Genomic DNA, 22,093 nt, shown 5'->3' with positions numbered 1-22,093 from the left:
CGCCGTGCACGTCGTGATGTTCGGCGACCAGCACGCCGAGTCGCTCGGCGGGGCGCAGGTCTCGATGCGCCTGCAGCGCCGCTTCCTCGAGAAGGCCGGGCACACCGTGACGATCGTCGCGCCGGCGATGCACGGCCCACGGGCGCGCGCGGCGGCAGGCGACTCCGCGTACGTGGACCTGCCGTCGATCCCCATCACGGTGGACCGCGAATACTCCATGACGTGGCCGGGCCGGAGCACCGATCGGTGGTTGGATGCTGCGATGGCGGGTCGTCCTCCGGTCGACGTCGTGCACATCCAGGCGGACTTCTGGGGTGCGTTCATCGGCGTGCGCTACGCGCAGCGACACGGCATCCCGATCGTCCACACGATGCACAACCGGCTCGACGTGGGCATCGAGGCGACCACGCCGTTCCCGAAGACCGTGCTGCGGGTGCTGAACGCGTGGCAGCGCCGGGCGCTCGGGCGCCGCGTCGGGGCGCCGGAGCCGGGACACGACGGCTGGGCGTACCTGCGGCGGTTCGGCGCCTGCGCCGCCGCGATCACCGCGCCGTCGGCGCACTTCGCGCACCGGCTCGAGGCGAACGGGGTGCTGCCCGCTTCCGGCGCGCCGGCGGTCGACGTGATCTGGAACGGCATCGACGACGACGTCCTCGACGACGTCCTCGCGACGACCCCGACCGAGCGGGCTCCCGGGCCGGCGCGGTTCGTGTGGCTGGGGCGCATGAGTCCCGAGAAGCGTCTGATGCCCTTCCTGGAGGCGCTCGCCGCGTCGGGCGTCGAGGCCGAGGTCGAGATCATCGGCGGCGGCGGTCAGCTGCGCGCCGCCCGACGCCTCGTCGAAAAGCTCCGGCCCCCTGCGACCGTGACCTTCGCGGGACGGATGCCGTACGCCCAGACCCTCAGGCGCATCGCGGCCGCCGACGCCGTCGTGCAGACCTCGATCGGCTTCGAGACGCAGGGCATGACGATCTTCGAGGCGGCCTCGCTCGGCACGCCGTCGGTGGTCAGCGACCCCGACCTCGCGGCCGAACTCGGCGGGGGCTCCTGGGCGGTCGGCGATGGCACGACCGCGGACCCGTCGGTCGCTGCGCTGGCGGACGCGCTGCGGGAGGCAGCATCCGAGATCTCCGCCGGAACGCCGCGCGTGCCCGACCCGACCATCCGCGAGCGGTTCCGGCAGTCGTCGCGCACCGCGGCGATGGTCGACGTCTACGTCCGCGCCACCGCCTGATCGCGGCTCGGATCTCTCGCTCCTCATATGAGGACGAGAGCCGGGATGAGGAGCGAATCGCGGGATCCGCCCCTCATCCCGGCTCTCATCCTCAGTTGAGGAGGGGTCGGGGTGGCCGGCGCCGCATCAGGGGAGGCGGGTGCGGTCGGTGGGGAGGCGACGGTAACCGTCGTTGCGAAGGGCGGCGATCGTCGATGCGAAGGCCACCGCGGACAGGGCTGCGAGAAGAATCACCATGAACATGGCAGAAACGCTACGCTTGCGTCAGTCCTGCCACGAGTGGCAGAATTGACACACATCGCACGAAAACTGCCAGTCGCGGAGGTTCGCATGAAAACGGTGGCCTGCATCGTCACGGACGGCTTCGCGCCGTTCGAGTTCGGAGTCGCGTGCGAGGCGTTCGGCCTCGACCGGTCCGACGACGGCATCCCGAACTTCGACTTCCGCGTGGTCACGCCCGACCCGGGAGTCGTGCAGTCCAAGATGGGCTTCTCGATCAACGTCGACGCCGACCTCTCGTTCGCATACGAGGCCGACCTCGTGGTGGTGTCGCCGGTTCCCCACCAGTACTGGGGCAGCGTCGACGACCGTGTGCTCGATGTCATCCGCGCCGCGGTCGCCCGCGACGCGTGGGTGCTGAGCGTGTGCAGCGGGTCGTTCGTCGTCGCGGCCTCCGGCGTGCTCGACGGCCGCCGTGCGACGACGCACTGGATGTACGCGCAGAAGATGAAGGAGATGTACCCGTCCATCGACGTCGACCCCGACGTGCTCTACGTGCAGGACGGCCGCATCATCACGAGCGCCGGCACCGCCGCGGGTCTCGACGCCTGCCTGCACCTGCTGCGTCAGGAGCTCGGCGCGGAGCTCACCAACATCATCGCCCGCCGCATGGTCGTTCCGCCGCAGCGCGACGGCGGTCAGGCGCAGTTCATCGCGAACCCGCTTCCGGCCACGACGTCGCTGTCGCTCGCGCCCGTCACCGACTGGATGCTCGACAACCTGCGCCTCGACCTCACGGTCGACCAGCTCGCGTCGAAGGCGCACATGTCGCCGCGCACGTTCGCCCGTCGGTTCAAGGCCGACTACGGCGCGACGCCGGCCGCGTGGCTCGCCCGCCAGCGGATCATCCACGCCCAGCGCCTGCTCGAGAAGACCGACCTCGGTCTCGACCGCATCGCTTACGAGAGCGGGTTCGGGTCGGCCGCCGTGCTACGCCAGAACTTCGCGCGTGTGCTCGGCACGACGCCGACCGGGTACCGCTCGCGCTTCACCTGCCACCTCGATGAGATGAGGGTCCCCACGCCCACCCCACACGCCGCTGACGCGTCGTTCGGAGCCTCCGGGCGCGGGGGCCCAGCCTCGGCCTCCGCCGAAGCGGGGGACGAGGCATCCGTTCTCGTGTCCGTGGCGTAGGGCGTTCTCACGCCCTACGACGGGGTCAGGCCTTCTTGGCGTCGATCTCGCGGCCGTGCACGGTGAGCGCGTAGATCACGAGGATGTCGACGGCGAGCAGTGCCAGCGACAGCCACGGCTGCACCGAGATGAGCGTGATCTGGCCGATCGCGTTGATCGCGACGAGCACGATCGCGGTGACGCGCGCCCAGGTCGCGCCCAGCAGCAGGAAGATGCCGACGAGGATGAGCAGCGCGCCGGCGATCAGGTGCCACCAGCCCCAGCCCTGGACGTCGATCGAGAAGAGCGCTTCCTGCCCGAGGAAGTAGGCCGTGTCAGGGCCGATGAGCGCCTGCAGGCCGTGGAAGGCGTCGATCGTGCCGCCGACGATGAGCACGACGGCGGCGAAGACGCCCCATCCGGCCCAACCGGAGGTGTTGACATCAGAGTTGGTCATGGCGAGGTCCCTTCATGTCGGCCGGGGAGGCCGTTCAGCGTCGGGCGTCGCGGCGCCCGTGCGGTGTTGGTGCCGCTAGGCGTCAGACTAGCCATCCTGGGAGAATCCTGGGAAGAGTCCTCTTCATGCAGGTCGCGCGAATGACGCGCGATGTCCGTGCGCGTCGAAAGGTTCCCGCCGCGTGCGGGGAGGCCTTCGCTAGCGTGTGACCCGTGGGGTTCGATCCGAGATCGTGGTTCTCCCGTAAGACGCTGCGCAAGGACGCCGTCGCGGGTGTGATCCTCGGCGTCGAGGCGGTGCCCGACGGCCTCGCCGCGGGGCTGCTGGCCGGGGTGAACCCGCTCGCCGGCCTCTACGGGTACCTCTTCGGCATGGTGGGTGCGGCCGTGCTCACGAGCAGCGCGTTCATGGCCGTGCAGGCGACCAGCGCGATGGCGCTCGTCGTCTCGGATGCAGGGCTCGAGACCCTCCCCGATCCGGATCGCGGGCTCTTCACCCTCGCGATCCTGACCGGCATCATCATGGTGATCGCGGGCCTCCTGCGCGGCGGGCGGCTGATCAGCTTCGTGCCGACGCCGGTCATGACCGGTTTCGTCACGGCGATCGGCGTCAACATCATCCTCGGCCAGCTGTCGAACTTCACCGGCTACCAGGCGCAGGGCGCCAACCGGCTGCTCAAGACGATCGACGTGCTCGTGCATGTCGGGCAGTGGAACATCCCGTCCCTTGTCGTCGGCGCGATCGCGATCCTCATCATCGTGGTGCTCCTGCCGACCCGGGTCGGCAGCATGGGGCTCGTCATCGCCGTGGTGGTGGGCTCGCTGTGCGCGGTGCTGCTGAATGTGTGGGTGCCGGACTCCGTCGTGCTGCTGCGCGACATCGTCGACGTGCCGCGCGGGCTGCCTGCGCCGGTGCTGCCGAGCATCGCCGATGCCCCGACCCTGCTCATTCCGGCGCTGTCGCTCACCTTCATCGGCCTCGTGCAGGGGGCAGCCGTCTCCGCCGGCATCCCGACCGCCGACGGCAGGCGTGCCGACGCGAACCGCGACTTCATGGGGCAAGGACTCGGCAACGTCGTCTCGGGGCTGTTCCAGGGCATGCCGGTCGGCGGGTCGATGTCCGGCTCGTCGCTCATCGTGCAGGCGGGTGCGAAGACGCGGATGTCGTTGTTCATCGCGGGGGCCGTGATGGCCGTCGTGATCTTCGCCCTGGCCGACGTCGTCGCGTTCGTGGCGATGCCGGCACTCGCGGGGCTGCTCATCGTCGTGGGCTGGCGCGCGATCAAGCCGAGCCGCATCTACTCGGTGATCAAGTCGGGCCCGCTGCCGACGACGATCATGGCGGTGACGTTCGGACTGACGCTGATCATCCCGTTGCAGTTCGCCGTGCTCGTCGGTGTGGGGCTCGGTGTCATCCTGTACGTCGCCGAGCAGTCGAACAGCGTGCGGGTGAGGGCCGTCGTGATCGCCCACGATGGTCGCATGCGCGAGACCGATCCCCCCGCAGTCGTTCCACCGGGCGAGGTGCTGGTGCTGCAGCCCTACGGGAGCCTGTTCTTCGCCAGCGCGCCGGTGTTCGAGCGCCAGCTGCCCGACGTCAGGCGCGAATCGAGCGGATCGGTGGTCATCGTGCGTCTGCGCGGCACCGACGAGATCGGCCTCTCGCACGTCGAAGTGCTGCGGCGGTTCGCGGCCGGGCTGCGAGATGCCGACTCGACACTCAAGGTGGTGGCCACGGAGGACCGCGTCATCTCGCAGCTCGATGCCGGTGGACTCACCGCCGACATCGGCGCCGACAACGTCTACCGCGGCACCGAATGGGTGGGCGAAGGGCTGCGCCGCGCCTACGCCGACGCCCGGGCAGAGATCGAGGACTAGCGTCGCATTGCTCGGGGAGCGCCCCGCTGGTAAACTTGAGCCATGACGACTCAACTTTGACCAAGAGTTGGGTCCCCAGATTTCAGGAGACATATGAACGCCACGCAACAGCCCGGGCAGGAGGACGCGCAGAGCGCCCTCGAGCAGTTCGGCATCAACCTCACAGACCGTGCCCGACAGGGCAAGCTCGACCCCGTCATCGGGCGGGACAGCGAGATCCGGCGGGTCAGCCAGGTGCTGACACGCCGCACGAAGAACAACCCCGTCCTCATCGGCGAGCCCGGCGTCGGAAAGACCGCCGTCGTCGAGGGCCTCGCCCAGCGCATCGTCGCGGGCGACGTCGCCGAGTCGCTCAAGAACAAGGAGCTCGTCACCCTCGACATCTCCGCCCTCGTCGCCGGCGCGATGTACCGCGGCCAGTTCGAGGAGCGCCTGAAGAGCGTGCTCAAGGAGATCACCGAGTCCGACGGCCGCATCATCACGTTCATCGACGAGCTGCACGTGCTCATGGGCGCGGGCGGCGGCGAGGGGTCGGTCGCAGCATCCAACATGCTCAAGCCGATGCTCGCGCGCGGCGAGTTGCGCCTCATCGGCGCGACCACGCTGAACGAATACCGCGAGTTCATCGAGAAGGATGCTGCGCTCGAGCGTCGCTTCCAGCAGGTCTATGTCGGCGAGCCCAGTGTCGAAGACACTGTCGCGATCCTGCGCGGACTCAAGGGCCGCTACGAGGCCCACCACGGCGTCACCATCAACGACGGAGCCCTGGTGGCCGCGGCATCCCTGTCCAATCGGTACATCCCCAGCCGCCAGCTTCCCGACAAGGCCATCGACCTGATCGACGAGGCGATGAGCCGGCTGAAGATGGAGATCGACTCGAGCCCGCTCGAGATCGACCAGCTGCGGCGCCAGATCGACCGCATGCGGCTCGAGGAGCTCGCCCTGAAGAAGGAGAAGGACTCCGCGTCGAAGGAGCGTCTCGCCACGCTTCGCGAGCACATGGCCACCGCCGAAGCGGACCTGTCGGTGCTCGAGCAGCGCTGGCAGCGCGAGCGCGCGGGTCTCAATCGCGTCGGCGAGCTCAAGAAGCAGCTCGATCAGGCGATCATCGACCGCGATCGCGCGCTGCGCGAGGCCGACTACACGCGGGCGTCGAAGCTCGAGTACGAGACCATCAAGCGCCTCGAGGTCGAGATCGCGCAGGCCGAGCAGGCGGAGGCGGCGTCGACCGAGGAGCGCATGGTCAACGAGCAGGTGACCGACGAGGACATCGCGGCCGTCATCGCGGCGTGGACCGGCATCCCCGTCGGCCGGCTGCTCCAGGGGGAGTCCGAGAGGCTGCTGCACCTCGAGTCCGAGCTCGGCAGGCGCCTGATCGGGCAGAAGGATGCCGTGAAGGCGGTGTCGGATGCCGTGCGACGCTCCCGCGCGGGCATCAGCGACCCCGGTCGCCCGACCGGCTCGTTCCTGTTCCTCGGTCCGACCGGCGTCGGCAAGACCGAGCTCGCCAAGGCGCTCGCGGAGTTCCTCTTCGACGACGAGCACGCGATGGTGCGCATCGACATGTCGGAGTACGGCGAGAAGCACTCGGTCTCGCGCCTCGTCGGCGCCCCTCCCGGCTACATCGGGTACGAGCAGGGTGGCCAGCTCACCGAGGCCGTGCGTCGGCGCCCTTACTCGGTGGTGCTGCTCGACGAGGTCGAGAAGGCCCACCCCGAGGTGTTCGACGTGCTGCTGCAGGTCATGGACGACGGCCGGCTCACCGACGGCCAGGGTCGCACGGTCGACTTCACGAACGTGATCCTCATCCTGACGTCGAACATCGGCTCGCCCATCCTCATCGACCCGGTGCTCTCGGCCGACGAGAAGCGCGACGCCGTCATGGCGATCGTGCGGCAGGCGTTCAAGCCCGAGTTCCTGAACCGGCTCGACGACATCGTGATGTTCGCCGCGCTCAGCCAGGACGACCTGGCGCAGATCGTCGAGCTCGCCGTGTTCGCGTTGCAGCGTCGCCTCAAGGACCGCCGCCTCGCCCTCGCCGTGACGCCCGATGCGCGTGCCTGGCTCGCCGAGCGCGGCTACGACCCGGTGTTCGGTGCGCGGCCACTGCGTCGCCTCATCCAGTCCGAGATCCAGGACCGCCTCGCGATGGCCCTGCTCTCGGGCGGTGTGCGCGACGGCGACGTGGTGCGGGTGGATGTCGCCGCCGACGGCTCGTCGCTCGTGCTGACGAGCGACGGCCCCGTCGCGGCCGAGCCCCCGACGGAAGACGACGACGTGATCGAGGCCGAGCTGCTCGACGACTGATGGTGGGAGGTCGCCCCCGGCCTCCGCGTCTCAGCGTGCCCCAAACCCGGCAAGACAGAGGGAACACGGATGCCTCGACCCGCAGCAGCGGGTCGAGGCATCCGTTTCCCGTACCAGTGGATCAGTCGTTCACGAGCACCGAGTCGGCGGCGGGGCGGCGCACGCGCGGGGCGTTCTCGCGGGCCTGCAGCTCTTCCGACGCCAGCCGGATGTCGCCGAGCTCGCCGACCGCCATGACGGTGACGGGAGTGAAGTCGGAGCTGAGGCCGAAGCCGGCGGTGATGGCATCGCGGTCGAAGCCGCCCATCTGGTGAGTCGACAGGCCGTCGGCGTGGGCCTGCACGGTGAAGTGCGCCGCGACCTGGCCGGTGTCGTACTGAGCCCAGCGCATCGGCTCGCCGTCGCGCGTGGTCTCGGCGACGAACACGACGAGCGCGGCGGCGTCGCCCGCCCACGCGCTGTTGAAGCCGGCGAGCGAGCCGAGAACGGTGGCGTGCGCGGCCGAGCCTCGACGGGCGACGATGACGCGCCAGGCCTGTGTGTTGGCGGCCGTCGGCGTCCAGCGGGCGGCCTCGAGCGCGCTCGCGAGGGCGGCCTCGTCGATGACCGACTCGCGGTCGAAGATGCGGGTGCTCCAGCGCTCGGCGAGCACGTCGATGATCGGCGCGTCGGTCTCGGCGGTGCGGGCGGTGAGAGTGGACATGGGCTGCTCCTCTGGGGTCGAGCGATCTCTTCCGGGACCCCGTCGGCCCAGATCCATGCAACGACATAGACCTGGGAACATTCCCTCCATGTCCTCCCGCGTCGTCGACCGGGTCGTGAGAGCATCGACGCGTGCGCACCGTCCGTGCTCTGTGGGGTTCTTCGCATCCGGGGCCGACGCTCGTCGTGACTGCGCTCGCCCTCGCCCTGGGCATCGCGACGGGGCTCGAGGCCTGGCGCCTGGCGCTGCTGACGACGTCGGTCTTCGCGGGGCAGCTGTCGGTCGGCATCTCGAACGACGCCCTCGACGCTGAGCGGGATCGCGCCGTGGGGCGCACCGACAAGCCGATCGCCCGCGGAGACGTCTCGGCGCAGGCCGCGTGGGGCGCCGCGCTCGGACTGCTGGCGTCGGCTCTGGTTCTCTCCGCGCCGTTGGGCTGGCGGATGCTGGCCGCCCACGCTCTGGCGCTCGGTTCGGCCTGGGCCTACAACGCGGGCCTGAAATCGACCCCGTGGTCGATCGTGCCGTTCCTCGTGAGCTTCGGGATCTTCCCGTCGCTCGCGACGCTGTCGGCGCCCGACCCCTCGTTCGCGGCGCCGTGGGCGTGGATCGCCGGCGCCGCGCTCGGCGCCGCCGTGCACCTCACGAACGTGCTGCCCGACCTCGCCGACGATGCGCGCACCGGCGTGCGCGGTCTTCCGCACCGGCTCGGACCGCGGCTGGCGGCGATCGTCGCCGCGCTCGCCGTCGTGGGCGGTGCGGTCGCGGTGCTGCTCGGGGCCGCCGGCGGTGACCTCGGGGCCGTGTCGCCGGTGTCGTGGGTCTTCTTCGCGGCCGTCGTCGCCGTGGCGGCAGTGACCGCGTGGCGCGCGATCTCGAGGCCGCCGACGCGCGCGCTGTTCCGCCTCGTGATGCTGGCGGCGCTGCTCCTCGCAGCCCAGCTCGTCGCCTCGGGCAGCGCCTTCGTCGCGTGACGCGGGGCCCGGCGTCGAGGCATCCGCTCGCTGGGTCAGGGGTGGCACCATCCCCTCCCGGCCGGGTTTGGGGCGCGATGCCTCCATTGGGGCGGTGTTTATGCGCCCCGACGGACATTGTGCGCCCCAAACCCACAACCGGACCCCGGCTGACCTCGGGCCGGCGGCACGTCAGGCGTCGACGTCGAAGCCCATCGAGTAGGCACGCGCGAACAGTCGGGCGGACGGGCCGGCGAGCATCGCGCGCACCGCCGCGCGCCTCAGCGCGTCGCCGCGACCGCTGGGCCGGCCGAGCGCCGTGTTCACGCTCGCCAGCGACGCGGCCCGTCGCGCCGACTGGACCCGACGGGCTTCCCACCGCAGCAACCCGACGTCGGGGGCGCGGCCGGTGCGCACCCAGGAGGCCAGGAGCGGCGCCAGCGTCACCGCGTCGAGCAGGCCGAGGTTCATGCCCTGCCCGCCGATCGGGCTGACCTCGTGGGCGGTGTCTCCGATCGCGAACACGCGGCCGTGGCGCAGCCGGGGCGCGACGACTCGGCGCACGCCGAACGACGTCGCCGCCGTCACCCCATCGGCCGCCGCAGCCTCCCCTCGACGGGCGAGCGCGTCGCGCAGCCGCCGAGTGCGCGCCTCGGGCTCGTCGTCTGCGCCCGGCGGGTCCCACGCGACGAACCGGCGGCGGCCGCCGGGCAGCGGGAACGACTCGAGCACGCCGTCAGGATCGAGGTGGATCACGGCGAGCTCGCCGTCAGCGGCGCCGTCGGCGGCGGCATCCGTCATCAGGTATCGGTCGCGGTAGTCCCGCGCCGGCACGGCGCCGGGCCGGTAGACGAGGTCGCGCGCGGCGCCTCCGCCTGCGACGACCACGATGCGGCTCTCGGACTCGATCGGGCGGCCGAGGAGGCCTGCGCGCACCACCACGGCGTCGCGATGCGGGATCACCGCGAGCACGTACGCCCCGCGCAGCGGCTTGGGGGCCGCGGCGCCGAGCACGGACTCGGTGGCCGCCTGCGGCAGTGTCGCCACGAAGGGGAAGCGCGCCGAGAGGACGTCGAAGTGCACCGTCCCGAGCAGGCGGCCGCGTGAACGTGCCTCGCCGCGTCTCACCCGCACCGCCTCGGCGAGGAGGTGGTCCGTGAGGCCCGACGCCTCGAGAGCCGCCAGGACGGGGGAGTGGATGCCGATGGCCCGGGTGCCGTCGCCGACAGCGGGTCGCCGTTCGAGGAGCTCGACGTCGACTCCGCGACGGGCGAGCTCGCCGGCGAGCAGCATCCCGACGGGCCCGGCGCCGACGACGGTGACGTCACGCACGGCCGCGCCCGACGGCGACGAGGCGGAAGGGCACCGGCATCTGCACCGTCCAGGCGCCCCGGCTGCTGTCCTCGAGCGCGGCCGCGAGCTCGGCGCGCGTGTAGCTGCGGCGGATCGAGCGAAGGCCGTCGGTGCGAAGGAAGGTGCCGCGCTCAAACGGCGTGATCCCCACGGCGTAGAGCCCGTACGCCAGCCGCGAGCGGGCGATGTCGCTGTGCAGCACGATGCCGCGGGAGAGCGTGAGCGATTCCTCGGCGAACGCGGGGAGATCGTCGCCGAGGTGGTGGAGGACGTGATTCGACAGCACCGCGTCGTACGTGCGGCCCTCCGCGACCAGGGTGGCGGCATCCGATCTCCGGAAGCTCGCCGTGGCGATCGGCCCGCGTGCCGTGGCGACCTCGTGCGCGCGCGGGTCGGGGTCGATGCCTGTCCAGGTCACCTCGAGCCCGTCATGCCGGGCGGCCGCGGCGAGGCGCGCGACGAGGTCTCCGCCGCCCGATCCGATGTCGAGGACGTGCGCCGGCCGGCCGAGGGCTCTCAGGTGCGGGCGCAGCCGGGTGCGGTACACGACGCCCCAGCCCGACACGAGGCGGTTGACCGTGCCGAAGCGCCGCAGCGTGGCGCGCAGGGCATCCGGATCGCAGTCGGGGTCGTCCATGAGCTCGGCGAGCCGGTCGTCGCGGACGGCGAGGGTCATGCCGGCGCCGCCGTCACGCGGAGGCCGCCAGGGCGAGGCCGACGTCCTCCGCGCCCGTGACCGCCGGACGGCGCCGGGTCATCAGCGCCGACTCGACGGTGAGCCCCGGGCCGAAGGCCAGTCCGGCGACGCGCGCGCCATCGCGGACGTCGTCGTCGCGCAGGAGCGCGGCGAGGATGAACAGGATCGTCGCGCTGGACATGTTGCCGAAGTCCCGCAGCACTGCGCGCGAGACCGCGAGGGCATGGGCTGGGAGGTCGAGCCCGGTCTCGACGCGATCGAGCACGCTGCGGCCGCCGGGGTGCACCGCCCACACCTCGGGGGGCGCGTCGTCGCCCAGGAATCTGCCCACCGCGCCCTGGATCTCGCGGCCGATGATGCGCGGCACCTCGGCAGAGAGGATCATCTCGAACCCGTTGTCGCCGATCGTCCAGACCATGTCGGTCTCGCCCTCGTCGGTGAGGGCTGTGCCGAACCTGTCGAGCTCGAGGCCGCCGGGGTTTCCCGCGGCCGGATCGGCGGTGACGATCGCCGCCGCCGCGCCATCGGCGAAGACGGATGCTGCGACGATCTGCTGCGGATCGTTCGAGGGCCGCAGGTGGAGCGTGCACAGCTCGGTCGCGGCGACCAGCACGACCGCGTCCGGCTTGCTCCCCGCCAGGGCCGACGCCACGCGCAGTGCGGGCAGCGCCGCGGCGCATCCGATGAACCCGAGGTGACAGCGCTCGACTGTCGGCCGCAGCCCGAGTTCGCGGACGAGGTGATAGTCCGGGCCGGGCGCGAAGAGCCCCGTGCACGAGACGGTGACGACGTGGGTCACCGCGGAAGGATCGATCCCGCCGTCGGCCAGCGCGGTGCGGGCGGCGGCGGCGGTGAGCTTCGGCGCCGACGCGATGAAGCGCTGGTTGCGCGCGCCGGTGGTGGGGGACAGGAGTCGGCCCTCGACGTCGACGAACGCGGCAGGGTCAGCGGCGCCGGTCGCCGGGCCGGACGCGAACTCGGCGAGGACCGTATGCCGCTGTTCGATCGCCGACGCGTCGAAGACCGCCTGGATGCGGCGCCGCGCGAGCCGGTCGGCGCCCTCCTGCGCCGCGAAGATGTCGCGCGCGACCGCCTGCGCGATGCGGGTGGGCGGAACAGCTGTGCCGATCGAGACGATGCGGGCCGTCATGGTGCAACCTAAGCATGCTCGAACCCCGAAGGGCACGACCTTGCCGGAATCCCGCAGGTCGGGTACCGCAGGGCGGAGGGGGACGGATGCCTCGGCCCGCACCCTGCGCGGCGGGCCGAGGCATCCTGGTCTGTCAGCCGGCGGGCTCGTGGTCAGTGTGCTCGGCGTGCGCGTCGGGGAGTTCCCGCATGCGCCAGAACGGGCCGATGACGACGAACAGGCACGCGAGAAGCTCGCCGGTCGCGGCGATCCACAGTGTCGGAACGGTGCCGATCCACGTTCCCAGCGCGCCGGCGATGAGTGCCCCGATCGGCATGACGCCCCACACGACGAAGCGGATCGATGCGTTCATCCGGCCGAGGAGACGCGGCGGCGTGATGCGCTGGCGGAACGTCACCTGCGTGATGTTGTACAGCAGGATCGTGAAGCTCATGATGAACCCCTGCACCACCAGCAGCGGGAAGGCGAGCGCCGGCACGAGGGAGATCACCGGGAGGAAGAAGGGCGCGACGCTGAACGCGATCGCGCTGATCGGGATCGCACGGGCCTCGCCGAGCCACGCGATGATCCGCGGCGTCACCATGGCGCCGACGAGGCCGCCGACCGCCGACAGCGAGAACACGATGCCGAACAGCTGAGGACTCAGGCCCAGCTCGCGCAGCACGAAGATCGGCACCAGCGTCTGCGCGATCGTCCCGAAGAAGTTCGCCGTCCCCGTCGTGCCGACGATGCGGCGCAGCAGCGGATTCCCGAACACCCAGCGCAGGCCCTCACCGATCTCCTGAACCAGGGGCTTGTGATCCTCCCTGGCGCGAGGCTTCTCGTGGTCACGTGTGAAGAGCAGCGCGACGAAGGAGGCGACGTACGTGCCGACTGTCGCGAAGATCGCGAACGGCGCCGTGAGCACTCCGATGAGCCAGCCGCCGATGCCGGGGCCCGCGATATTGGCGAGCTCGTAGGTCGACTGCAGCTTGCCGTTCGCCTCGCCGATCTGGTCGGTGCGCACGAGCGAGGGGATGATGCTCTGGTACGAGACGTCGAAGAACACGGTCGCCACGCCCATGATCAACGCGACGACGATCATGTGCCAGATCTCCAGCACACCGAGCAGGGCGAGGACGGGGAGCGTCGCGAGCGCCACTGCCCGGACCGCGTCCGCCCAGATCATGACGCGGCGCTTGCGCATCCGGTCGATCCACGCCCCGGCGGGAAGGCCGACGACGAGGAAGGCCGCGACCTGCGCCGCATTGAGCAGTCCGACCTCCCACTCGGTCGCGTTCAGCATCAGCACCGCCAGCACCGGGATGGCGAGCTCGGTGATCTGCGCGCCGAACTGGCTGAGCGCCTGCCCCGACCACAGCGTCAGGAAGTTGCGGTCGCGCCACAGCGAACCCTTCGGTGCCGGTGGAGATGAGTCCGGGGCGGCTGCAGCATCCTGATCCGCTTCCACCGCTTCGCCCGCGTCGGCGCGCGAGGTGAGCGTGGAGGACTCGGCCCGGGCCTCCGCGAGGGCGGCGTCGTCGACGACCTCGGCCTCGCGGACCTCGTCTGATTGGGACATGCCAATCAGTCTGCGTCACTGATTGAGGTGTGTCAATCGGTCTTGTACGCTGACGTCGTGGCGGACCAGGAAGAGCGGATCGAACTGCGCGAGGGAGACCCCGAGGCGGAGGCCCGGATGCGCGCGCTCAGTTCGCCGCTCCGATTGCGCGTGCTGCGCCTGTGCGCGTTCGAATCGCGCACCAACAAGGAGCTCGCCGGCCTGCTGGGCGTGAACCCCGGCACGATGCTCCACCACGTGCGCACGCTGGTCCAGACCGGCTATCTCGCCGCGCAGGCCGAGCGCACCGGCGCGCAGGGCGCCCGTGAGGTGCCGTACAAGGCGACGGGGCTGTCGTGGCGCACGTCGATGCCGGGCGGCTCGCCGATCCTGGTCGAGACGTTCCTCCAGCAGATCGAAGGGCTCGACCCCGACGACCTGGACGTCACCTGGCTCGGTCTCAAGCTCAACGACGAGCACAAGGAGGAGTTCCAGCGCCGCCTGTACGAACTGGTCAACGAGTTCAAGGAGCGCGATCCCGACGCTGACGGCGACACCTACTCGTTCTTCAGCACCCTCCACCCCGACGACAACCCGCCCTCCCCGGCCTGACGCCCGTTCTTGCGGTGCGCAGAAGGGTGCGCGAACTTCTCTTCATGACGGATGCCTCGGGGCGCAGCATCGTCATAGCGTCGGAGCATGACCACCGCGACGGCCGACCTCTACGACGAACGCGGCGACGAGCTGGACTCGCTCGCGCTGCAGCTGCACGACATCGGCGGGCGCGTCGCGTTCGACGGGCCGATTCGAACCGTGCGGTGCCACCGCGACAACGCGCTCGTGAAGGCGGTGCTCGCGACCCCGGGCGTCGGCGCCGTGCTCGTCATCGACGGGGGCGGATCGCTCGAGTCCGCGCTGGTGGGCGACCTCATCGCGGCCTCCGCCGTCGAGAACGGCTGGGCGGGGATCATCGTGCACGGCGCGATCCGCGACCGGGTGGCGATCGGCGAGCTCGACCTCGGCGTCAAGGCGCTCGGCTCCAACCCGCGCAAGAGCGCGAAGACGGGCGTCGGCGAGGTCGACGTGCCGGTGGTCATCGCGGGCGTCGCCTTCGTCCCGCACAAGCATGTGTGGGCCGACGCCGACGGGGTGCTGGTCGAGCGGTGACGGCCTCGCGCGCGGGGGTGATGCGCGGGGCGCTGGGCGCTCGTATGGTGGAGGCCTGATGTCCTCCACCGACGGGACGCCCGCCCGCTACCTCGCCCGGGCCATCGAGATCGCGACCGAGAACGTCCGCAATGCGGGCGGTCCGTTCGGGGCGGTCGTGGTGTCGGCGGACGGGCAGGTCTTCGAGGGGGTGAACCGCGTCACCGCCGACCTCGACCCGTCGGCGCACGCCGAGGTCGTCGCCATCCGGCGGGCATGCCAGGGATTGGGGACGTTCGACCTCACCGGAGCGACGCTCTACACGAGCTGCGAGCCGTGCCCGATGTGCCTGGGCACCGCGCTCTGGGCTCGCGTGGACCGGGTGTACTTCGCTGCCGACCGCGAGGACGCCGCGGCGGCGGGCTTCGACGACGCGGTCTTCTACCGCTACTTCGACGGCCACCCCGAGCATCGCGACATCATGCCCGTGGAGTCGATCGACCTCACCCCCGAGCATCGCATCGCGCCGTTCACCGAGTGGGGCCGGACCTCGACCCGCATCGAGTACTGACGAAACGCCTCGAACGGCCCGCTCACTCAGGGACTCGAAGCGACGGGGGCGGCCTGCTCGATCAGCTGCAGCAGCTGGGCGGAGACGCTCACCGCGATCGTGGCGGGCTGCTTGCCGGGGATCTCGGGCAGACCGATCGGCGTCGTCACCCTGGCCAGGGACGCCTGGTCGTGGCCGGCCTCCTGGAGGCGTGCCCGGAAGCGGGCCCACTTGGAGCGCGAGCCGATGAGGCCGATCGAGGCGATGCCCTCGATGCGCAGCGCCTGGTCGACGATCGCGAGGTCTTCGGCGTGGTCGTGGGTCATGACGAGCACGTGCGTCCCGGCCGGCACCGACGCCAGCACGGCCTCCGGCACCGGCGCATGGTGCACATGCACCCCCGCGACCGCGTCGGCGAGCGGCCCCGGGGCGCCGCCGATCCCCAGGCGCGTCGGGCCGAGCATCGCCTCCCTGGAGTCGACGAGGTGCAGGTCGATGTGCTGGCGCGCGAGGATCCGCGCCACCTCGAGTCCCACGTGTCCCATCCCGAACACCGCGACCGACGGCACGACCCGCACCGGCTCCAGCATGAGCGTGACCTCTCCTCCGCAGCACTGCACGCCGTACTCCGTGGTCTCCTTGTCGCTCAGGGTGAGCGTCAGCAGCTCCGGCTCGGCGGTTCCGGAGGCGAGCATCGCACGGGCGCGGGCGAGGGCGGTGGCCTCGAGGTTGCCGCCTCCGATCGTCTCGAAGACCCCGCCCGGCGAGACGACCATCTTCGCGCCGCCGTTGCGCGGGGCGTGGCCGCGCACCATCGCCAGCGTCACGATCACTGCGGGCGTGCGGGCGTCGCGCAGGGTCCGCACCGCGTCGAGCCAGTCCACGGCCGGCCTCAGCGGCCCGCCGTGAGGAGGTCGGGCTCCGCAGGCCCCGGGTCCGCCGCCCGGCGGACGCCGGCGGCGAGTGGCGGGGCGGCGGGGACCGTGCCGTCGCGGGAAACGGACGCCGCCTCCGCACCTGCTGCGCCGCGCGCGGCCTCGATCGCCCAGAACACCGCCTCGGGGGTGGCGGGCGAGCCGAGCTCGACGCTGCGCCCGGCCGGGCCGAACGCCCCGACCGCCTGCCGCAGCGCCTCGCGCACGCTGAAGGCGAGGAGCAGCGGAGGTTCACCCACGGCCTTGGAGCCGTATACGGCGCCGTCCTCGCGGGCGTCCTCGAAGAGCGCGACGTGGAACTCCTCGGGCATCTCGGAGAAGCTCGGCAGCTTGTACGTGCTGGCCGACGGGGTCTGCAGGCGGCCGCGCGTCGGTCCGTCGCCGGTGTCCCAGCGAAGCTCCTCGAGGGTCAGCCATCCGGTGCCCTGCACGAAGCCGCCCTCGATCTGGCCGATGTCGAGGAGCGGCGAGAGCGAGTCGCCGGCGTCGTGCACGATGTCGACGCGGCGGAGGCGGTACGCGCCGGTTAAGCCGTCCACTTCGACCTCCGCGGCGGCGCAGCCGTAGGCGAAGTACTTGAACGGCGACCCCTGCTGGCGGTCGGCGTCCCAGTGCAGCCCCTCGGTGCGGTAGTAGCCCGCGGCGAACAGCTGCACGCGCTGCAGGTAGGCCTCGGCGACCACGTCGGCGAACGGCATCCGTTCCCCTCCGCCCAGTGCGGTGACGCAGCCGTCGGAGAACCGCACATCACGCGCATCGACGCCGAGGAGGCGTCCTGCCACGGCGGCCAGCCGGCCGCGGATCTCCTCGCACGCGAGCTTGACGGCGCCGCCATTGAGGTCGGCGCTGGACGACGCGGCGGTCGCCGACGTGTTGGGCACCTTGTCGGTACGCGTCGGAGCGACCCGAACAGCCTCGAGCGGCACCCCGAGCGCCGTTGCGGCCACCTGCAGCATCTTCGTGTGCAGGCCCTGACCCATCTCGGTGCCGCCGTGGTTGATCAGCACCGAGCCGTCCTTGTAGACGAGCACGAGCGCGCCGGCCTGGTTGAACGACGTGAAGGTGAACGAGATGCCGAACTTCACCGGAGTCATCGCGAGCCCGCGTTTGCGGTCGGCGTGCGCCTCGTTGAACCGCGAGATCTCGTGGAGGCGGGCGTCGAGGTCGGCCTCGCTGCGGAGGCGCTCCCATATCGCCGTGAGCCGCCCGGCGTCCTTCACCAGCTGCCCGTAGTGCGTCGACTGACCCGGTCGGTAGAAGTTCTTCTTCCGCAGCTCGAGGGGATCGACCCCGAGCACGGGCGCCGCGCGGCCCAGGATGTCTTCGATGAGGAACACGCCCTGCGGCCCGCCGAAGCCGCGGAACGCCGTGTTCGACTGCTTGTGCGTCTGCGCGACGCGGCCGTGCACGCGCACGTTGGGGATCCAGTAGGCGTTGTCGACATGGCAGAGCGCGCGGCCGAGCACCGGCTCCGAGAGATCGAGGCTCCAGCCGCCGTCGGCGGTGAGGGTCGCGTCGAGCGCCTGCAGGAACCCGTCTGCATCGAAGCCCACCCGCCACGCGAGGTGGAACGGGTGGCGCTTGCCCGACATCGTGATGTCCTGGGTGCGGGTGAGCCGCAGGCGCACGGGGCGTCCGGTGAGCTTCGCCCCGAGCGCCGCGATCGCCGCGAACCCGTGCGGCTGCATCTCCTTGCCGCCGAACCCGCCCCCCATGCGCAGGCACTCGACGGTGACCTCGCTCGACGGGACACCCAGCACGTGCGCCACGATCTCCTGCGTCTCGGACGGATGCTGCGTCGAGCACTCCACGAAGTAGCGTCCGTCGGGATCGCGCACCGCGTAGGAGGCATGCGTCTCGAGCGAGAAGTGCTCCTGGCCGCCGACCGCGCTCTCGCCTTCGAAGACGAATGCCGAGGATGCGAGAGCGGATGCCGCGTCCCCGCGTGCGATCGTGCGTGGCACGCCCTGGAACGACCCCGCGTCGATCGCCTCCTGCACCGTGATCAGCGACGGCAGCGGCTCGTACGACACCGTGACGGCGGCCGCGCCCTGGCGCGCAGCATCCGTCGTCTCTCCCAACACCCACACCAGCGCATGGCCGAAGAACATCGCCTCGGTCGGGAAGAGGGGCTCGTCGTGCTTGACTCCCGCGTCGTTGATGCCCGGCACATCGTCGGCGGTCAGCACCCGGACGACCCCGGCCACATCGTAGGCGGGTGCCACGTCGACGCTGACGCGGGCATGCGCGACGGTCGACTGCACCGGCCATGCGGTCAGCACGCCGTGGGATCGGGCCGCGACGTCGTCGGTGTAGACGGCCGCGCCCGTCACGTGCAGGGCCGCGCTCTCGTGCACCGCAGGGCGCCCGACGACCGGGTTCTCGGGGCGATCGGCGAGCGAGCTCATGCCGTCGCCTCCTCGTCGTCGGCCGACGCCGCGAAGAGCGCCGGCAGCGCCGTGCCGAGCATGCGTGCGCGGTACGCGGCGCTCGCGCGGTGGTCGTCGAGCGGCGTCCCCTCACGCTGCAGGACGACGGATGCCGCCGCCACCGTCGCGGCGTTCCACGGGCGTCCCTCGAGGGCCTGCTCGGTCGCGTACGCGCGGAGGGGCGTCGCGGCGACGCCGCCGAGGCCGATACGCGCTCTTGTGACGGAGCCGCCGTCGAGCTCGAGGGCGAAGGCGACCGCCACCGACGAGATGTCGTCGAACCGCCGCTTCGCGACCTTGTGGAACGCGGTCGGACCCGCCGACGGCAGCGGGACCCGCACCATCCGGATGAGCTCGTCCCGGCGCCTGACCGAGGTGCGATACCCCGTGAAGTAGTCGGCGAGGTCGACCTCGCGCTCGCCGCCGGCCGAGACGAGCACGACACTCGCCCCGAGCGCGAGCAGCGCCGGAGCCGCGTCGCCGATGGGCGAGGCGGTGCCGAGGTTGCCGCCGAGCGTCGCGCGGTTGCGGATCAGGCGCGACGCGAACTGGGGGAGCAGCTGCGCGAGCAGCGGTACCCGCTCGCCCACGCTCTGCTCGATCTCCGACAGCGGCACCGCTGCGCCGATCCCGACCGCGTCGCCGGTGAACTCGAGACCCCGAAGCTCGGGCAGGCGGTCGATCGCGACGACCAGAGGGGCGCGCGCGCCGCGCAGGTTCACATCGACCCCCCAGTCCGTGCTGCCGGCCACGGCGAGCGCCTCCGGTTCGTCGCGCAGCAGCTGCAGGGCCTCGCCCAGCGTCTCGGGTCGCACGAAGCGCCCGTCGGCTGCTCGCACCGCGGTGGCGACCGCCGTCGGCGCCGGCTCGGTCAGCCGCTCACGGAGCGGATCGTCGGGCCGAGGCATCCCGAGCCCGAACGCCGCGTCGCGGATGGGCCGGTAGCCCGTGCAGCGGCACAGGTTGCCGCTCAGCGCATGCAGGTCGAATCCGTTCGCCCCGTGCTCGCCGTCGGCCGTGCCCGCCCCGCGGTCGGACCGGTAGAACTCGGCGGCCATCGCACACGCGAACCCGGGCGTGCAGTAGCCGCATTGCGAGCCGCCCGCGGCAGCGAGTCGCTGCTGCACCGGATGCAGGTGGTCGGGTGAACCCAGGCCCTCGGAGGTCACCACCTCCTGCCCGTCGAGCGCATGGACGGGCACCAGGCAGGCATTGACCGGGGTCCACACGGCGGTGCCCTCGGGCCCCGCCGTGGCGACCAGCACGGCGCAGGCGCCGCACTCGCCCTCGGCGCAGCCCTCCTTCGCGCCGGTCAGTCCGAGGCTGCGCAGCCAGTCGAGCGCGGTGGCGTGCGCGACCGCGCCCACGAGCGGGACGACCCGCCCGTTGACGGTCACAGCGCTGTCACGGTTCGTGCGGATGCCGGGAGTCTACGCCGCGCCCGCGGCGCAGCGAAGGTGCGCCGCGACCCCTCTGGACATGCCCTGCGGGCAAGAGGATCGTTGGCGGCGGCACAACCACTGGGAGGCTGTCATGTTCACACCCGATCGGCCGTTCTCTAGCTTCGCCGTACCCGACATCGGCGCAGCCGCGGCCTTCTACCGCGACACCCTGGGGCTCGACGTCACCGTCTACGAAGAGATGGGCGGAGGCTTCACGATCGCACTCCCCGGCGAGGGCAGCATCTTCGTCTACCCGAAGGAGGATCACGAGCCGGCCGTGTTCACGATCCTCAATTTCAGCGTCGCCGACGTCGATGCCGCCGTCGACGACCTGAACAAGCGCGGCGTCGTCACGAAGATCTACACCGACCCCGACTACGGCACCGACGAGAAGGGCATCTCACGGGGCTTCGAGGGCGGCCCCGACATCGCATGGTTCAAAGACCCCGCGGGCAACGTCATCTCGGTCGGCCGCATGGAGCCGCAGATGATGGGCAAGCAATAGGCGCCACCGGTCAGGGCAGCACCGGCCAGCCGGCGGGGCCGGGCGACCCCGCCGGATACTCGTCGAGCGGCACGTCGCCGGCGCGCCAGGCCGCCAGCACGGGGTCGACGATGCGCCACGACTCCTCGGCCGCGTCGCCGCGCACCGCGAGGGTCGCGTCGGCGTCGAGGATGCCCGACAGCACCTCGCCATAGGCCTTGAGCGCGCCCTCGCCGAGGTCGGCTTCGAGCAGCGCCCGCTCGAGTTCGAACGGGTCGTCGCCGCCGTTGACGTTGAGTTCGAGCTCCATCCGGTCGGGGCCGAGGGAGAAGCGCAGCACGGAGCCGGGCGCCGCCCCGGTGAGGCCCTCGGGGACGTGGTTCACGGGACGGAAGGTCACCACGACCTCGCCGTCCTTGCCGGCGAGCGCCTTGCCCGACCGCAGGGTGAACGGCACGCCTTTCCACCGCTCGTTGCGCACCTCGCACGTGACCTCGGCGAGCGTCTCCGTGCCGAGCGACGGATCGACGCCGGGCTCGTCCGTGTACGCCGGAAGCTCTCTGTTCCCCGCCCGTCCGGCCGTGTACCGCGCCCGCCGCGAGGCCTTCGCCGGATCGTCGCCCCACACGCGGGTCGCGCGCAGCACCGCGGCCGTCGCATCGCGGAAGTCCCGCTCGTGCAGCGTCGCCGGCGGCTCCATCGCGAGCACCGCCATCACCTGCAGCAGGTGGCTCTGGATCATGTCGACGAGCGCGCCCGCCCGGTCGTAGTAGCCGGCGCGGCCCTCGAGGCCGAGCGTCTCGTCGTAGCGGATGACCACCGATGCGACGTCCTGCGCGCGCCACACCGGCGCGAAGACGCGGTTCGCGAAGCGCACGCCCAGGAGGTTCAGCGTCGTCGACCGGCCCAGGAAGTGGTCGATGCGGAACACCTGCTCCTCGGGCACGAGACGGGCGAGCGTCGAGTTCAGCGCGTGGGCGCTCGCCTGGTCGACGCCGAACGGCTTCTCGAGCGCGAGCACCGTGCCCTCGGGGATGTCGACGCCGACGAGCGCCTCGCACGCGGCCTTCGCGACCGCGGGCGGCACGGCGAAGTACAGGGCGATCCGTCCGTCATGGTCGGCGAGCAGCCGCTCGAGGTCCTTCGCATCGGTGATGTCGGCACGCGCGTACGTCGTGTCGGCGACAGCGTCGAATGCGTCGGCGAACCCGGCCGACTCGAAGGACGCGCGCACCGTCTGCCGCCAGCGCTCGTCGTCCCAGTCATCGATGCCGGCGCCGCGCAGGCGCACCGAGCGCTGCGGCTCCCGAGCGAGCAGCTGGCCGAGCGCGGGCAGCAGCAGCCGCGAGGTGAGGTCGCCCGAGGCGCCCAGGATGAGCAAGGTGGTCTGCGCCGACATGCGCCTCACGCTACCCACGCACCCTCGCTGTGGGCAGGGGCTTGC

The 22,093-nt window shown here is 71.5% G+C and carries 19 protein-coding genes; 9 read left to right on the top strand and 10 right to left on the bottom strand.

Features of this window, described 5'->3' with window-relative positions; all coding sequences use genetic code 11:
- Positions 1–4 precede the first annotated feature (4 nt).
- Entirely contained in the window at positions 5–1,234 is a 1,230-nt protein-coding gene (locus RS82_RS10990; protein ID WP_045299343.1) for a glycosyltransferase family 4 protein, read from the top strand.
- Positions 1,235–1,564: 330 nt separating this feature from the next.
- Positions 1,565–2,647 (top strand): GlxA family transcriptional regulator, encoded by a 1,083-nt coding sequence (locus RS82_RS10985; protein WP_245619583.1) that lies wholly within the window; start codon positions 1,565–1,567, stop codon positions 2,645–2,647.
- A 25-nt stretch (positions 2,648–2,672) separates the two neighbouring features.
- On the opposite strand, the gene RS82_RS10980 is transcribed toward RS82_RS10985, so the two are convergent.
- Positions 2,673–3,083: a DUF7144 family membrane protein gene (locus RS82_RS10980; protein ID WP_045299341.1), complete on the bottom strand. Its 411-nt coding sequence runs from the start codon at positions 3,081–3,083 to the stop codon at positions 2,673–2,675.
- Positions 3,084–3,295: 212 nt separating this feature from the next.
- Here RS82_RS10980 and RS82_RS10975 point away from each other — a divergent pair, with 212 nt between their 5' ends.
- On the top strand, positions 3,296–4,960 hold the full coding sequence (locus tag RS82_RS10975; RefSeq protein ID WP_045299339.1) for a SulP family inorganic anion transporter: 1,665 nt from the start codon (positions 3,296–3,298) through the stop codon (positions 4,958–4,960).
- 93 nt (positions 4,961–5,053) lie between these two features.
- Positions 5,054–7,267, top strand: coding sequence for an ATP-dependent Clp protease ATP-binding subunit (locus RS82_RS10970; RefSeq protein WP_084695581.1), 2,214 nt, complete (start codon positions 5,054–5,056; stop codon positions 7,265–7,267).
- Between the two features lie 121 nt (positions 7,268–7,388).
- Here the strand turns inward: RS82_RS10970 and RS82_RS10965 are convergent, their stop codons facing one another.
- Complete coding sequence (locus RS82_RS10965; protein ID WP_045299337.1) at positions 7,389–7,970, bottom strand: nitroreductase family protein; 582 nt, start codon at positions 7,968–7,970, stop codon at positions 7,389–7,391.
- Between the two features lie 131 nt (positions 7,971–8,101).
- On the opposite strand from RS82_RS10965, the gene RS82_RS10960 reads away from it, so the two are divergent.
- Entirely contained in the window at positions 8,102–8,944 is an 843-nt protein-coding gene (locus RS82_RS10960) for a UbiA family prenyltransferase (RefSeq protein ID WP_045299335.1), read from the top strand.
- Between the two features lie 171 nt (positions 8,945–9,115).
- On the opposite strand, the gene RS82_RS10955 is transcribed toward RS82_RS10960, so the two are convergent.
- The 4 genes from RS82_RS10955 to RS82_RS10940 all read right to left on the bottom strand — a co-directional run bounded on the left by RS82_RS10955 (position 9,116) and on the right by RS82_RS10940 (position 13,684).
- Positions 9,116–10,255 (bottom strand): FAD-dependent oxidoreductase, encoded by a 1,140-nt coding sequence (locus RS82_RS10955; RefSeq protein ID WP_084695580.1) that lies wholly within the window; start codon positions 10,253–10,255, stop codon positions 9,116–9,118.
- Positions 10,248–10,952 (bottom strand): methyltransferase domain-containing protein, encoded by a 705-nt coding sequence (locus RS82_RS10950; RefSeq protein ID WP_045299333.1) that lies wholly within the window; start codon positions 10,950–10,952, stop codon positions 10,248–10,250. Before RS82_RS10950 ends, RS82_RS10955 begins: the two co-directional genes overlap by 8 nt.
- Before the next feature lie 13 nt (positions 10,953–10,965).
- Complete coding sequence (locus tag RS82_RS10945) at positions 10,966–12,123, bottom strand: type III polyketide synthase (protein ID WP_045299331.1); 1,158 nt, start codon at positions 12,121–12,123, stop codon at positions 10,966–10,968.
- A gap of 133 nt (positions 12,124–12,256) precedes the next feature.
- The gene (locus tag RS82_RS10940) at positions 12,257–13,684 is read right to left on the bottom strand and encodes an MFS transporter (RefSeq protein ID WP_052676784.1); all 1,428 of its coding nucleotides are present in this window, start codon (positions 13,682–13,684) and stop codon (positions 12,257–12,259) included.
- Positions 13,685–13,741: 57 nt separating this feature from the next.
- Between RS82_RS10940 and RS82_RS10935 the strand changes: the two genes are divergently transcribed.
- The 3 genes from RS82_RS10935 (at position 13,742) to RS82_RS10925 (ending at position 15,380) form a co-directional block, all read left to right on the top strand.
- The gene (locus RS82_RS10935; RefSeq protein ID WP_157005521.1) at positions 13,742–14,275 is read left to right on the top strand and encodes a winged helix-turn-helix domain-containing protein; all 534 of its coding nucleotides are present in this window, start codon (positions 13,742–13,744) and stop codon (positions 14,273–14,275) included.
- Between the two features lie 87 nt (positions 14,276–14,362).
- A complete protein-coding gene (rraA, locus tag RS82_RS10930; protein WP_045299329.1) occupies positions 14,363–14,830 on the top strand; it encodes a ribonuclease E activity regulator RraA in 468 nt (155 codons plus the stop codon).
- Between the two features lie 58 nt (positions 14,831–14,888).
- Entirely contained in the window at positions 14,889–15,380 is a 492-nt protein-coding gene (locus tag RS82_RS10925; protein ID WP_045299327.1) for a nucleoside deaminase, read from the top strand.
- A gap of 26 nt (positions 15,381–15,406) precedes the next feature.
- Here RS82_RS10925 and xdhC read toward each other — a convergent pair whose 3' ends face one another.
- From xdhC to RS82_RS10910, 3 genes are read right to left on the bottom strand one after another with little or no spacing between them, the layout of a single operon-like run.
- Positions 15,407–16,243, bottom strand: a complete 837-nt coding sequence (xdhC, locus tag RS82_RS10920) for a xanthine dehydrogenase accessory protein XdhC (protein ID WP_045299325.1) — start codon at positions 16,241–16,243, stop codon at positions 15,407–15,409.
- 8 nt (positions 16,244–16,251) lie between these two features.
- Positions 16,252–18,702 carry a xanthine dehydrogenase molybdopterin binding subunit gene (gene xdhB / locus RS82_RS10915; protein ID WP_084695579.1) on the bottom strand — a complete coding sequence of 817 codons (2,451 nt, stop codon included), beginning with the start codon at positions 18,700–18,702 and terminating at the stop codon, positions 16,252–16,254.
- Positions 18,699–20,120: a xanthine dehydrogenase small subunit gene (locus RS82_RS10910; protein ID WP_084695578.1), complete on the bottom strand. Its 1,422-nt coding sequence runs from the start codon at positions 20,118–20,120 to the stop codon at positions 18,699–18,701. Before RS82_RS10910 ends, xdhB begins: the two co-directional genes overlap by 4 nt.
- Before the next feature lie 136 nt (positions 20,121–20,256).
- On the opposite strand from RS82_RS10910, the gene RS82_RS10905 reads away from it, so the two are divergent.
- Positions 20,257–20,670 carry a VOC family protein gene (locus tag RS82_RS10905; RefSeq protein WP_045299321.1) on the top strand — a complete coding sequence of 138 codons (414 nt, stop codon included), beginning with the start codon at positions 20,257–20,259 and terminating at the stop codon, positions 20,668–20,670.
- Positions 20,671–20,680: 10 nt separating this feature from the next.
- Here the strand turns inward: RS82_RS10905 and RS82_RS10900 are convergent, their stop codons facing one another.
- A complete protein-coding gene (locus tag RS82_RS10900) occupies positions 20,681–22,048 on the bottom strand; it encodes a glucose-6-phosphate dehydrogenase (RefSeq protein ID WP_045299319.1) in 1,368 nt (455 codons plus the stop codon).
- Positions 22,049–22,093: the final 45 nt, after the last annotated feature.

The organism is Microbacterium trichothecenolyticum (genome assembly GCF_000956465.1).
Classification (GTDB): Bacteria; Actinomycetota; Actinomycetes; order Actinomycetales; family Microbacteriaceae; genus Microbacterium; species Microbacterium trichothecenolyticum.
The sequence above is the reverse complement of the archived record's forward strand: the minus strand, read 5'-3'. Positions and strand labels throughout refer to the sequence as shown.